The sequence below is a fragment of the Streptomyces celluloflavus genome, from assembly GCA_000720995.1.
GTDB lineage: Bacteria > Actinomycetota > Actinomycetes > Streptomycetales > Streptomycetaceae > Streptomyces > Streptomyces celluloflavus.
In genome coordinates, this window is the sequence record JOEL01000090.1 from 1 (window position 1) to 13418 (window position 13418).

Genomic DNA, 13418 nt, shown 5'->3' on the forward strand with positions numbered 1-13418 from the left:
GCGGGCGCACGACGGCAGCATCATGGCGGAGCCGCGCGAGGGCGGCGGACTCGTGATGCGGGTCATCCTGCCCCTCTGACGGGCCTGTACGGCCGCTGGGACCGCCGCGGGGCCCGTGGCGGTCCCAGCGGATACCCGTGTGTACGGCCGCCCGTCGGGCGGCCGTACACCGGCTCGCCGCCCGGTTTGACGGGAAGGGGGGTGCCCGCGCATTCTCGCGGAGTTCGCTTTGCGCGGAATTCGACGGGTCCGCCCGCCACCTTGGACATGTGTGATCCCTCACAGATGCAAATTTCCGGCCATCTACGCTCCGTGATCAAAACACCCGGTGGAAAGCCGGGAAAATCCGGGTTTCCGGGTACCCCGATCACGGGAAGTACACGGGATGGCGTGCGCGAGGTGCGACATTCGGACCGTGTACGGTCCTGATCGCCATCCAAACCGATCGCCTCATCGGGGGTGCGGTTGGGTGTCGATTGAGTAACAGACCTTGATGTGAGGCAAAATCTCCGCCTCAGGTCGGGCACAAGTCCGGCCTCTCACGCGTTACGAGCGCTTGAGACACCGCAGACACCCAGAGGGGGAGAACGACATGGCTACGGATTACGACACCCCACGTAAGACGGATGACGACCTCAACGAGGACAGCATCGAGGAACTGAAGTCGCGGCGGAACGACAAGTCCGCCTCGGCAGTCGACGTCGACGAGTTCGAGCAGGCCGAGGGCCTGGAACTGCCCGGCGCCGACCTCTCGAACGAAGAGCTCGCCGTCCGCGTCCTGCCCAAGCAGCAGGACGAGTTCACCTGCATGCGCTGCTACCTGGTGCACCACCGCAGCCAGCTCGCGGCGGAGGACAAGAACGGCCAGCCCATCTGCCGCGACTGCGCGGCCTGAGGACGGGCCTACGCCGTGGCAGGCGTGAACCCGTTCCGTAAGGGCCCCAAGGGCGCGGAAGGCCCGGCGGCAGGCGCACGATCACGCGAGGAAACCGCGCCCGTGCCCGCCGGCCCGACCGCCCTCCCCACGGAGCGGACGACCGGTACACCGCGGGAGCGGGGCCGCACGGCCTCGCTCGCGGCGACGGTCCGCCGCGGCGCAAGAACCGGCGGTATGAACGCGCGGGCCGGGCTCGCCGTCATCGCCGACCGGATCATCGAGACCGCCCCGCGGATCCCGGTGCGCGACCTCGCCGCGCTGCGCGCGCAGTTCCCCGGCCTGACCCCCGAGGAACTGGCCGACAAGCTCGTCGCGGGCGCCTCCCGGGGCACCGCCACCGTCGGCGCGGGCATCGGTGCGGCGGCGATGCTGCCCGTACCGCCCGCCATGCCGGCCGAACTGGCCGCCGAGGTCGCCGGCATCGCCTCGGTCGAGATCAAACTCATCGCCGAACTGCACGAGGTCTACGGTCTGCGGCCCCCGGGGACCGGCCGGCACCGGGCGGCGGCCTACCTGGTGTCCTGGACCGACGAGCGGGGCATCGAGGTCACCGATCCGGCCTCGCTGAACCTCGTGCTGGGCGGGCAGCTGCGGCGCGAACTGCGCCGGCAGGTCATGAAGCGCACCCTGCGCAACCTCCCCAACCTCACCCCGTTCCTGGTCGGCGCGGCCGTCGGCGCGTTCGTGAACCGCCGCGACACCCGCAGACTCGCCGACAAGATCCGCCGGGACCTGCGCACCCGGCAGATTCCCTGGGACGCCCGCCCCGAGTCCGCGTCGGCCGCGCCGCCGGGCGCCGGGCGGGCCCGCCGCGGCCTCCCCGGCTGAGCGCCCCGGCCCCCGGCCGCCGTCAGGTGCGTACGGCCGCCAGCGCCGCCACCAGCCGCTCCGGCTCCCGCGTCGACAGATACGCGTACGGTGTCGGGTCCGCCGGATCCGTGATCTCCACCCGCACCGCGGTGCCGATGTAGCTGCGCAGCAGCATGAACGCGCGGACATCCGCCTTGTGCGTACGCCAGGCCACCGCCTCGGCCCGGTCCAGCACCCACGCCTCGCCCAGCGCCGCCGCCGGGATCTTCGCGTCGCCCGCGATCAGCGCGTCGCCGACCACCCGGATCCGCACCGAGCCGTACGCGCTCACCGCCACCGCGGCCAGCGCCGCGCCGCCGATCAGCCCGCCGAGCATCGGGAGCGTCCCCAGCGGGAGCAGCATCAGGGCGCAGGCGACGCCGATCAGGGCGGCGATCACCCACCAGGAACGGGGCGCGGTGAGGCGTTCTTCATACGACTGCATGGATCCAGCTTGGCACGGCGGCGCGGGCCCCTTACGGGCGCGGGTAGGGTCTCCACTCGTGAGTGGAACCGACGAACCCAGGGCGCTGACGACGCCGCCGCAGGACGCCGTCGTCCCCGTCCGGCACCCCGACGCGCCGGCGCCCGGAGAACTCCTCGGCGCGCACTACGACCGGTGCTTCGGCTGTGGCACGGGGCAGCCGCACGGGCTGCACCTGGCGGCGCGGGCCGGTGACGGCGTCAGTGTGCGGGCGGAGTTCACCGTCAAGGAGGCCCACCAGGGCGCACCCGGCCTGGCGCACGGCGGTGTGCTGGCCACGGCGCTGGACGAGACGCTCGGCTCGCTGAACTGGCTGCTGCGGGTGATCGCGGTGACCGGCCGGCTGGAGACCGACTACGTCCGGCCGGTGCCGCTGGGCACGGTGCTGCACCTGGACGCGCGGATCACCGCGGTGCACGGGCGGAAGATCTACTCCACGGCGGTGGGGCGGATAGGGAGCCCGGACGGCCCGGTCGCGGTGCGTGCCCAGGCGGTCTTCATCGAGGTGAAGGTCGACCACTTCATCGACAATGGAAGGACCGAGGAGATCCGGGCGGCGATGGCCGACCCGGACCAGGTCAGGCGTGCGCGTGCGTTTGAGGTGAACCCGTGAGTCAGGGACGCAATCCGGTGGACGTACTGCTGCGGCGGCTGGACCCGGAGGTGCCCGTCCCGTCGTACGGGCACCCGGGCGACGCGGGGGTGGACCTGGTGACCACCGTGGCCGCCGAGCTCGCGCCGGGGGAGCGGACGGTGCTCCCCACGGGGGTGTCGATCGCGCTGCCCGACGGCTACGCGGCATTTGTGCACCCGCGGTCCGGCCTGGCCGCCCGCTGCGGACTGGCGCTGGTCAATGCCCCCGGGACGGTGGATGCCGGGTACCGTGGAGAGATCAAGGTGATCGTGGTCAATCTGGATCCGCGCGAGAGCGTGCGGTTCGAGAGGTTCGACCGGATCGCCCAATTGGTCGTCCAGCAGGTCGAGAAGGTGCGCTTCCACGAGGTGGCGGAACTTCCCGGCTCGGCGCGGGCCGAGGGGGGATTCGGGTCCACCGGCGGTCATGCGGCGGTGGGCGGTCCCACGGGCGGGAATGGATACGCAGCGGTCGGTGCCGACCGGGAAGGACAGTGACGTGTTCGGACGTCGCAAGAAGAACGAGGCTCCACAAGAGCAGGCGGATGTCTCGGCGGTCGCCGAGGACGCAGCGGTGAGCGACGGCGACGGGGACGAGGCGACGGAGCAGCGGCTCAACCTGCCGCCCGCGCCGCGGCCCGACGGCCCCTGGGACGCGTCGGAGGTCGGCGAGCCCGGCGAGGGCCGGGTGGATCTGGGCGGTCTGTTCGTGCCCGGTGTCGAGGGCATGGAACTGCGGGTGGAGGTCGCCGGTGACGCGATCGTCGCCGCGACCGTGGTGCTCCAGGACAGCGCCGTGCAGCTCCAGGCGTTCGCCGCCCCCAAGAACGAGGGGATCTGGGGCGAGGTCCGCGAGGAGATCGCCGCGGGCATCACCCAGCAGGGCGGTGTCATCGACGAGGTCGAGGGCCCGCTGGGCTGGGAGCTGCGCGCCCAGGTGCCCGTACAGCTGCCGGACGGGACGAACGGCGTGCAGGTCGTGCGCTTCGTCGGCGTCGACGGGCCGCGCTGGTTCCTGCGCGGGGTGATCTCCGGTCAGGGCGCGGTGCAGCCGCAGGCCGCCGGGGTGCTGGAGCAGATCTTCCTCGACTCCGTCGTCGTCCGCGGTGACGCGCCGATGGCGCCGCGCGACCCGATCGTCCTGAAGCTGCCGGACGACGCCCAGATGGTGCCGGACGGTGTGCAGCAGGAGCCGGCCGCCGGGTCGCGCTTCGGCGGCGGCGTGGAGCGGCTGGAGCGCGGACCGGAGATCACCGAGATCCGCTGATCCGCCGTGCGGCCGGAGCGGACGGCAGGCGTCCGCCCGGCGGCTCAATAGTGACGGTCACAAGGGGCCGTACTCCCGCGCAGGGAGTACGGCCCCTCGTTGTTTGTGCAGGTCAGGGCAGAAAGCGTATGAAAATCGTCAACGGGGCGCTAATGGCCGTAAGGGAGGCGTCAACAACGGTCGGGTGTGGTCGGAAGGACGCTTTGCTCTAGGAGTCCGTTCCACCCCATCCACCTAGGAGCACACGATGGCCGACGTGGCCTTCGTCGTCATCATGATCGCGGTCTTCGCGCTGGTGGCTCTCGTCGCCAAGGGGGTGACGAAGCTGTGACCGTCGAAAACATCGTCGGCCTGATAGTCGCCGTCGCCCTGCTCGGCTACCTGGTCCTCGCCCTCGTCTTCCCGGAGAGGTTCTGAGCGCCACTATGAGCCCCGTTCTCGCAGGCGTGCTCCAGCTGATAGCGCTCATCGCGGCGCTGGCCCTGGCGTACCGCCCCTTCGGCGACTACATGGCCGCCGTCTACAGCTCCCCCCGGCACCTGCGCGTCGAGAAGGTCATCTACCGCTGCATCGGTGCCAACGCGGACACCCAGATGCGCTGGCCGGCCTATCTCCGCGGCATCCTCGCCTTCTCCCTGGCGGGGCTGCTCTTCCTCTACCTGCTCCAGCGCCTCCAGGGCGGTCTGCCGCTCTCCCTCGGCTTCGCGTCGATCAGCCCGGACCAGGCGTTCAACACCGCGGCGTCATTCGTCGCCAACACCAACTGGCAGTCCTACAGCGGCGAACAGGCCATGGGCCACGTCGTGCAGACCGCCGGCCTCGCGGTGCAGAACTTCGTCTCCGCCGCCACCGGCATGGCCGTCGCCATCGCCCTCGTCCGCGGCTTCGCCCGCTCCCGCACCGGTGACCTCGGCAACTTCTGGGCCGACCTGGTGCGCGGCACCGTACGGGTACTCGTCCCGATCGCCGTCCTCGGCGCGCTCGTGCTGGTCGCCTGCGGCGTCATCCAGAACTTCTCCGGCATCCACGAGGTCGGCCAGTTCATGGGCGGCACCCAGCAGACCAACGGCGGCGCGGTGGCCTCCCAGGAGGTCATCAAGGAACTGGGGACCAACGGCGGCGGCTACTTCAACGCCAACTCCGCGCACCCCTTCGAGAACCCCAACGCGTTCACCAACCTCTTCGAGGTCTTCCTGATCCTCGTCATCCCGTTCTCGCTGACCCGCACCTTCGGCAAGCTCACCGGGAACGCGCGGCAGGGCTACGCCATCCTGGCCACGATGGGCGTCATCTGGCTCGGTTTCACCGCCCTGATGATGTGGACCGAGTTCGCCCACGGCGGTCCGGCGCTGCAGGCCGCGGGCGCCGCCATGGAAGGCAAGGAGAACCGCTTCGGCGTCGGTGGCTCCGCGATCTTCTCGGTGGCCACCACCCTCACCTCCACCGGAGCCGTCGACTCCTTCCACTCCTCGTACACGGCCTTCGGCGGCGGGCTCCAGATGCTGGGCATGATGCTCGGCGAGATCGCGCCGGGCGGTGTCGGATCCGGCCTCTACGGCATGCTCGTCATGGCGATCATCGCGGTGTTCATCGCCGGCCTGATGGTGGGCCGTACCCCCGAGTACCTCGGCAAGAAGATCGGCACCCGCGAGATCAAACTCGCCGCCTGCTACATCCTGATCACCCCGACCCTGGTGCTCGGCTTCACCGCCGCCTCGATGGTGCTGCCCGACGCCCTGTCGTCGATGCTCAACACCAAGGCGCTGAACGCCGGTTCGCACGGCTTCTCCGAAGTGCTCTACGCCTTCACCTCCGGCGCCAACAACAACGGCTCCGCATTCGCCGGGCTGAACGCCAACACCCCCTGGTACAACACCACGATCGGGCTGGCGATGCTGCTCGGCCGCTTCCTGCCGATGGTGTTCGTCCTCGCCCTGGCCGGTTCGCTCGCCGAGCAGAAACCGGTCCCCGAGACCGCGGGCACCCTGCGCACCGAGAAGCCGCTCTTCACCGGGCTCCTCGTCGGCACGATCCTGATCATCACCGGTCTGACCTACTTCCCCGCGCTGGCCCTCGGCCCGCTGGCGGAGGGACTGTCATGACCGCCCCCGTGAAACCTGAGGAGCCCGGCTCCATGTCCACCGCCACTCCGACTCGCGCTCCGCACCAGGACGTCCCCAGCGGGCACAAGCCCGGCGACGGCCGTGTGGGCGGCGGTCTCTTCGACCCCAAGCAACTGCTCACCTCGCTGCCGGACGCGATACGCAAGCTCGACCCGCGGGTGATGGTCAAGTCCCCCGTCATGTTCGTCGTCGAGGTCGGCTCCGTACTGACCACCCTCTTCGCCGTCATGTCCCCCGCGGACTGGTTCGGCTGGGCCATCGCCGCCTGGCTCTGGCTGACCGTCATCTTCGCGAACCTCGCGGAGGCGGTGGCCGAGGGCCGCGGCAAGGCGCAGGCCGACACCCTGCGCAAGGCCAAGACGGACACCGTCGCGCGCCGCCTGACAGCGGGCGGCTCGTCCGAGGAGCAGGTGCCGGGCACCGGCCTGCGCATCGGCGACCTCGTCGTCTGCGAGGCGGGCGACATCATCCCTGGAGACGGCGATGTCGTCGAAGGTGTCGCCTCCGTCGACGAATCCGCCATCACCGGGGAGTCCGCACCGGTCATCCGCGAATCCGGCGGCGACCGCTCGGCGGTCACCGGCGGTACGAAGGTGCTCTCCGACCGCATCGTCATCAAGATCACGACGAAGCCCGGTGAGACCTTCATCGACCGGATGATCAACCTCGTCGAGGGCGCCGCCCGGCAGAAGACGCCCAACGAGATCGCGCTGAACATCCTCCTCGCGTCGCTGACCATCGTCTTCCTGCTCGCGGTCGTCACCCTCCAGCCGTTCGCGATCTACGCGGGCGCCGAACAGCCCATGATCGTGCTGCTCGCGCTGCTGGTCTGCCTGATCCCCACGACGATCGGCGCCCTGCTCTCCGCCATCGGCATCGCCGGTATGGACCGGCTCGTGCAGCGCAATGTGCTGGCGATGTCCGGACGCGCGGTGGAAGCCGCCGGCGACGTCTCCACCCTGCTGCTCGACAAGACCGGCACCATCACCCTCGGCAACCGCCAGGCCGCCGAGTTCGTACCGGTACGCGGCACCACCGAGGCGGAGCTCGCGGACGCCGCCCAGCTGTCCTCGCTGGCCGACGAGACGCCCGAGGGCCGCTCCATCGTGGTCCTCGCCAAGGAGAAGTACGGGCTGCGCGAACGGCACCAGGGCGAACTCACGGACGCCGACTGGGTGCCCTTCACCGCCCAGACCCGGATGTCGGGCGTGGACGTCGACGGGCGCAAGGTCCGCAAGGGCGCAACCGGTTCGGTCGTCAACTGGGTCAAGGAGCGCGGCGGCAGCGTCGCCGAGGACGCCCAGCAGCTCACCGACACCATCTCGCAGGCCGGCGGCACGCCGCTGCTGGTCGCCATGGAGGACGAGAGCGGTCCCCGGGTCCTCGGCGTCATCCACCTCAAGGACGTCGTCAAGGAGGGCATGCGGGAGCGGTTCGTCGAGCTCCGCAAGATGGGCATCAAGACCGTCATGATCACGGGTGACAACCCGCTGACGGCCAAGGCCATCGCCGACGAGGCGGGTGTGGACGACTTCCTCGCGGAGGCCACCCCCGAGGACAAGATGGCGCTCATCAAACGGGAGCAGGCGGGCGGCAAGCTGGTCGCGATGACCGGCGACGGCACCAACGACGCCCCGGCGCTGGCCCAGGCGGATGTCGGCGTGGCGATGAACACCGGTACTTCGGCCGCCAAGGAGGCCGGGAACATGGTGGACCTCGACTCCAACCCCACCAAGCTCATCGAGATCGTGGAGATCGGCAAGCAACTCCTGATCACCCGGGGCGCGTTGACGACCTTCTCGATCGCCAACGACGTCGCGAAGTACTTCGCGATCATCCCGGCCATGTTCGCGGTGGCCTACCCGGGCCTGGACACCCTCAACATCATGCGGCTCTCCAGCCCCAACTCCGCGATCCTGTCCGCGATCATCTTCAACGCGCTGATCATCATCGCGCTGGTGCCGCTGGCCCTGAAGGGCGTCCGCTACCGGCCGGTGAGCGCCGACAAGATGCTCCGGCGCAACCTCGCCGTCTACGGACTGGGCGGACTCATCGCGCCGTTCATCGGCATCAAGATCATCGACCTGCTCATCTCTCTGATCCCCGGAATCGGGTGACTGCCATGAACAACTCCGTACGCAACAGCGCCCGGTTGATGGCGGCGGGGCTGCGCGCCCTGCTCGTCCTGACCGTGGTCTGCGGGGTGATCTACCCCCTGGTGGTCACGGGAGTGGCGCAGGCGGCCTTCCCCGCCAAGGCCAACGGGTCGGAGATCAGCTCCGGCGGCAAGGTGGTCGGCTCGTCGCTGCTCGGCCAGCGCTACGACAAGGGCAAGGACAAGGACGGCAACCCCATCCCCGACCTGAGGTACTTCCAGCCGCGCCCCTCGGCGGGCCTGGGCAGCAACCAGACCAACGGCGTCAACACCCAGTACGACCTCCAGATCTCCGGCGCCTCCAACCAGGGCGCCACCAACACCGACCTGATCAAGGCGGTGAAGGAGCGCAAGAAGTGGGTCTCCGAGACGTACGGGGTCCCGGAGTCGAAGATCCCGGCGGACGCCGTGACCTCGTCGGGCTCCGGCCTCGACCCGGACATCTCCCCGGAGTACGCCCGGCTCCAGACCGACCGGGTCGCCAAGGAGAACCACCTGGACGCGGCCAAGGTGGCACAGCTGGTCAAGGAACACACCGACGGGCGGATCCTGGGCTTCATGGGTGAACCCCGGGTCAACGTGCTGGAGCTGAACACGGCGCTGCGGGAGCTGGCGCAGGGGAAGAGGTAGCGGGGGCGGGGGTGGCGCCTGGGGCCCGTGGTTCGGGGCGGGAGCTGGGCGGGGCGGTGCCGGGTGTCGGGGCCGCGGTGCGGCGGGTGATCCCTGGGAGGGGATCCCCGGGGGTACCTGGTCGTCCGGTGGCAGCCGTTGCGGCGGTGCCGGGGCCGGGCACCGAGGTTGGGCGCCGTGGCCAGTGCCGTGGCCGGGCCCGGACGGCGTCCGCATCAGCGGGTCCGGCGGGGGGCCGGTGACGGCGGTCCGCCAGTGCAGCACACCGGGTGCGTGACCGATCCGGTGCATGGGTGCGCACGCAGGCCGGGCCCCGGCACCGTGGGCGTGATCGCCCCGCGTCCACCGGGCCGGCAGAACTTCGGCCCCGTCGGCGGTCCCGGAGCCGGTGGCCACCGGGTAGTCACGAAGCCGGCCACGTACCGAAGACGCACCGTCAGCCGTGCGCGCCCCGCGACCCGTCGCGTCGCCGTACGAGCAGGCTCCCCAGCGCGGTGCGCCGGTGCAGGACCGCCCGTCCCGCACGGACCGTGGAGATCAGGCCGGCCCCGCGCAGCGCGGCGGTGTGGGCGGAAACGGTGGCCGCGCTGACGCGCAGCTGCCGTGCGAGCCCACCGGTGGTGTGCTCCTCCGCGAGCAGCAGCAGGATGTCGGTGCGGGTCCGCCCGAGTACCCCGGCCAGCGCGTCGTCCGTACCGCCCGCCCCGTCCGCCGCGAGCGGCAGGCCCGGACCGGCCGGGTACGTCAGGAACAGCGGGCGGCCGGGCAGGTCGGAGACGAGGGCGCCACCGGTCCAGTGGAAGGTGGGTACGAGCACCACTCCGCGGCCGTGCAGCTCGATCTCCCGCTCAACAGGTGCCTCGAACTCCCAGACAGCCTCGTGCAGCCGGCCACCGGGGATGAGCGCGGTGAGCGCCGCGCCGATACCGTGCTCGGCCACCACCAGGGCATGGCGGGCGAACTCCGCTTGGTGCAGATCCTGCACCAGGGACCACACGGGACGCAGAACCGCGTCGAAGGCCGCATGCTGGGCGCGGCGCAGGAGCAGCCAGGCATCGGCGTCCCCCCGGTGCAGATCGCGGATCCACAGCGGAGCCGGGGACGCATGACGGGCGTACACCCGCTCGATCTCGGAGCGGACCAGGGCCGGGCGCGTGGCCCGGACGGTGTCCAGCCCCTCCGTCAGCGAATCGCTGAACACATCGATGAACACGGGAGCCTCCGCCGCGGGGACCAGGTCTCTCATCGGTACCACTGTGCCCGGCAGCGACCGGAGCAACCGCCGTCTCCAGCGCCCGAAGAGCAACGCGTCGCCGGGGTGGCACATCCTCATGAGGGCCACGTTCAACTCCTGCAACGGAGCCGGCCGGGACGCGAACCGTACCCGGGCGAAGTCGGCAGCCGTGAAGTGGATCCGGATCACTACTCTCCCCCGTGGCATTCCGCCATCGTTTCGGGCAGGGCCTCATACCTCGCCTGTGTTCCCCGCCCCGGCCAGCATTCAGGTCACGTCCTCGTCATTCACCCAGGGGCCGCCGGAAGGCGCAAGAACTGATGTCACAGGGCCACCGGCACCGACATCACAGAGGTACAAGGGGAGCACCATGTTTCGTACGACGTTCGGTGACGGTGACAGCGACGGTGAGCGGGGGGAGCGGGGCCGCGCGGCGGAGCGCGGTCCCGACGTCGTTCCCGGGAGCAGGGATGGCGCCACAGTTACCCGGCGGACCGTCACCAAGTCGGCCGTAGTGGCCGCCGCGCTGCTGCTCGCGGGCGTCGGGGGCACCGGCCGGGCCCGCGCCGCGGACGGCCTCACCATGCGGCTGCCGGCGCCGACCGGCCCGCACCGGATCGGGGCCACCACGCTGTACCTGGTCGACTGTTCCCGGCACGACCCCTGGGAGCGCATTCCCGTTCGGGAAGTGATGGCCACGGTCTGCTATCCGGCCCGCAGCGTGAGCGGACTCCCGCGCACACCACAGATGACCGAGGGCGCCGCGGAGCTGTTCAAGGAAATCGACACGGTCTTCTTCCACCCGGGACTGCCGGCAACGGGGGTGAACTGGGCGGCCACCATGACCCATGCGCACCAGGACGCGCCCGCGCAGCCCGTGCGGCGACCGGTACTGCTCTACAGCCCGGGAGGCGGCGACCCGCGCACCCTGGGCACCCATGTCGCCGAAGAACTGGCGAGCCACGGCTATGTGGTGGTGACCATCGATCACCCCGGCGACACCAGCGAGGTGGATTTTCCCCGGGAGAGGCAGGGGCGGGACAAGGTCCGCATGACCGTCTTCCGAGGAGATCCCCGGACGGATCCGGAGATCTTCCGCACCGCGATCGGCACCCGCGTCGCGGACACCCGGTTCGTGCTGGACCAACTGGAAGCGCTGGCAGCCGGGCACAGCCCGGACGCGGCGGGACGGCCGTTGCCGGCGGACCTCGGCCGGGCACTGGACCTGCGACGGGTGTGCGGCTACGGCCACTCGGCGGGCGGCACCGCCATGGCCGAGACGATGTACGAGGATCACCGCATCCGCGCGGCGGTCAACATGGAGGGCTATCTGGACCACCCGCCCAAGGCACCCGGCCAGGAAGGAGAACTGTTCCCGGTCGCCCGGTACGGGGTGGACCGGCCGCTGCTCCTGCTGGGAACCGAGGACTTCACCGGCCGGCAGGCGCTGGAACGTTCCTGGTCGGCCCTGCTCGCCCACCAGCGAGGACACACCCGCCGCCGGCAACTCGCCGACGCCGCGCACTGGGTGTTCACCGACTACGCCGCCATGGCACCCCAGTTGCAGGCCGCCGGGCTGATGACCGCCGACAGCCGGGCCGAGCTGGTCGGCGCGATCGATCCCGCCTGCTCGGTGCCCGCGGTGCGCCACCACATACGTACGTTCTTCGACCGGTATCTGCCTCGGTACTGACCGCGGTAACTGTCTCGGCACTGATCGCGCTACCTGCCCCGGCACTTACCGGCTGGGCGCGTCGAGTGCCGAGTACTGAGAACCGACCGGTCGGCCGGGCGGGCACACTGTGCGGCCACCGGCCGGGCGCTTCCCGCGCGAACTGCCTGCTGCCCGGTGCCGGGCCCAGGTGATGCATGATCCGGAAGCCGGTAAGAGGACCGGTATCCCGCTGTCGTCGACGTCCCGCACACCGGCCCGGCGGGTGGCCGGGAGTCCTCGGCCCGCGCGACGACTCCGCGCTGATCCACGAGTTATCCACAGGCGTTGCCTGCCGGCCCACGCCGTACGCATACTGACGCAACCGGCGGACAAGGCGCCGGTCCGGCGGCCAACGCGGGCGGACGCAGCGGCCGTTGCGGCGGTTGTGACGGTCGTCGGATCCCGCAGCGGTGACGGGGCGGCGTGCGGGAGCGAGCACGAGAGTGGGGGAGCGGATCATGAGCGGTGAGCACAACGCGTCGGGCCAGGACCGGAGCCGTGGTGTGGCAGGGGGCGGTGTGCATGACGCGTACGACGCCCGTCACGGGGCGGCCGGTGGCGGGGCCGATGGCGTGGGCGACGGAGGGCGTCCCGCGGGCGGGGTGGGTACGGCCGTCGCCGAGGCGCCGCCGGGGGCGATGGTCGTCGTCGAGGACCTGCACCGCAGCTACGGCACCGCCGCCGGCGCCGTACACGCCCTGCGCGGAGTCTCCTGCCGGGTCCCGCGCGGTGAACTCGTCGCCCTGCGCGGCCGCTCCGGCTCCGGCAAGACCACACTCCTCAACCTCGTCGGCGGCCTGGACACCCCCGACTCCGGCCGGATCACCGTTGACGGCACGGCGCTGGCCGACCTCGGCGAGAGCGGGATGCTCGCGATGCGCCGCGAGCGCATAGGTTTCGTCTTCCAGTCCTTCGGGCTGATACCGATCCTCAGCGCCGCCGAGAACGTCGGTGTGCCGCTGCGGCTGCGGAAGGTGGCGCCGCGCGAACGTGAGGAGCGCGTCCAGTTGTTGCTGTCGCTGGTCGGCCTCGCCGACCACGCCGAGCAGCGGCCCGGCGAACTCTCCGGCGGCCAGCAGCAACGCGTCGCCATCGCCCGCGCCCTGGCCAACCGCCCGGCCCTGCTCATCGCGGACGAACCCACCGGTCAACTGGACGCGGAGACCGGCCTGGAGGTGATGGAGCTGCTGCGCGCCGTCGTCCGGAGCGAAGGCGTCACCGCGCTGGTGGCCACCCATGACGCGAACCTCCTCGGCCTCGCCGACCGCGTCATGGAGCTGAGCGACGGAGTGATCACCGAGGAGGGGTGACCGCGGGAGGACGACCACGGAGACCGGGTGGCCGCGGGCCGGGCGCAGGAGAGGTGAGGCGCGGGGAGGAGCGGGGTGGGTG

General features: G+C 71.0%; 13 protein-coding genes. 11 read left to right on the forward strand and 2 right to left on the reverse strand.

The annotated features are described in order from the left end of the window. Positions 1–592 precede the first annotated feature (592 nt). Positions 593–895 (forward strand): DUF4193 domain-containing protein, encoded by a 303-nt coding sequence (locus IH09_RS35445; RefSeq protein ID WP_052861866.1) that lies wholly within the window; start codon positions 593–595, stop codon positions 893–895. A gap of 102 nt (positions 896–997) precedes the next feature. Beyond that, a complete protein-coding gene (locus IH09_RS35450; RefSeq protein ID WP_052861867.1) occupies positions 998–1765 on the forward strand; it encodes a hypothetical protein in 768 nt (255 codons plus the stop codon). Between the two features lie 22 nt (positions 1766–1787). Here the strand turns inward: IH09_RS35450 and IH09_RS35455 are convergent, their stop codons facing one another. Next, positions 1788–2231, reverse strand: coding sequence for a DUF3093 domain-containing protein (locus IH09_RS35455; protein WP_052861868.1), 444 nt, complete (start codon positions 2229–2231; stop codon positions 1788–1790). A 58-nt stretch (positions 2232–2289) separates the two neighbouring features. Here IH09_RS35455 and IH09_RS35460 point away from each other — a divergent pair, with 58 nt between their 5' ends. The 7 genes from IH09_RS35460 (at position 2290) to kdpC (ending at position 9078) form a co-directional block, all read left to right on the forward strand. Next, a complete protein-coding gene (locus IH09_RS35460) occupies positions 2290–2883 on the forward strand; it encodes a PaaI family thioesterase (RefSeq protein ID WP_052861869.1) in 594 nt (197 codons plus the stop codon). After that, positions 2880–3401, forward strand: coding sequence for a dUTP diphosphatase (dut, locus tag IH09_RS35465; protein ID WP_052861870.1), 522 nt, complete (start codon positions 2880–2882; stop codon positions 3399–3401). Before IH09_RS35460 ends, dut begins: the two co-directional genes overlap by 4 nt. A gap of 1 nt (position 3402) precedes the next feature. Then, positions 3403–4170, forward strand: a complete 768-nt coding sequence (locus IH09_RS35470) for a DUF3710 domain-containing protein (RefSeq protein ID WP_052861871.1) — start codon at positions 3403–3405, stop codon at positions 4168–4170. Between the two features lie 327 nt (positions 4171–4497). Further along, complete coding sequence (gene kdpF, locus IH09_RS38575) at positions 4498–4587, forward strand: K(+)-transporting ATPase subunit F (RefSeq protein WP_046925563.1); 90 nt, start codon at positions 4498–4500, stop codon at positions 4585–4587. Positions 4588–4595: 8 nt separating this feature from the next. Further along, positions 4596–6272, forward strand: a complete 1677-nt coding sequence (gene kdpA / locus IH09_RS35475; protein ID WP_052861872.1) for a potassium-transporting ATPase subunit KdpA — start codon at positions 4596–4598, stop codon at positions 6270–6272. Positions 6273–6304: 32 nt separating this feature from the next. Then, on the forward strand, positions 6305–8410 hold the full coding sequence (gene kdpB / locus IH09_RS35480; RefSeq protein WP_172450618.1) for a potassium-transporting ATPase subunit KdpB: 2106 nt from the start codon (positions 6305–6307) through the stop codon (positions 8408–8410). 5 nt (positions 8411–8415) lie between these two features. Further along, a complete protein-coding gene (gene kdpC, locus IH09_RS35485; protein WP_052861874.1) occupies positions 8416–9078 on the forward strand; it encodes a potassium-transporting ATPase subunit KdpC in 663 nt (220 codons plus the stop codon). Between the two features lie 436 nt (positions 9079–9514). Here the strand turns inward: kdpC and IH09_RS35490 are convergent, their stop codons facing one another. Then, positions 9515–10501 (reverse strand): ArsR family transcriptional regulator, encoded by a 987-nt coding sequence (locus IH09_RS35490; RefSeq protein WP_052861875.1) that lies wholly within the window; start codon positions 10499–10501, stop codon positions 9515–9517. Between the two features lie 181 nt (positions 10502–10682). Between IH09_RS35490 and IH09_RS35495 the strand changes: the two genes are divergently transcribed. Next, positions 10683–12005 carry an alpha/beta hydrolase family protein gene (locus IH09_RS35495; RefSeq protein ID WP_110952809.1) on the forward strand — a complete coding sequence of 441 codons (1323 nt, stop codon included), beginning with the start codon at positions 10683–10685 and terminating at the stop codon, positions 12003–12005. 659 nt (positions 12006–12664) lie between these two features. Then, positions 12665–13336, forward strand: coding sequence for an ABC transporter ATP-binding protein (locus IH09_RS35500; RefSeq protein ID WP_052861877.1), 672 nt, complete (start codon positions 12665–12667; stop codon positions 13334–13336). Positions 13337–13418 lie beyond the last annotated feature (82 nt).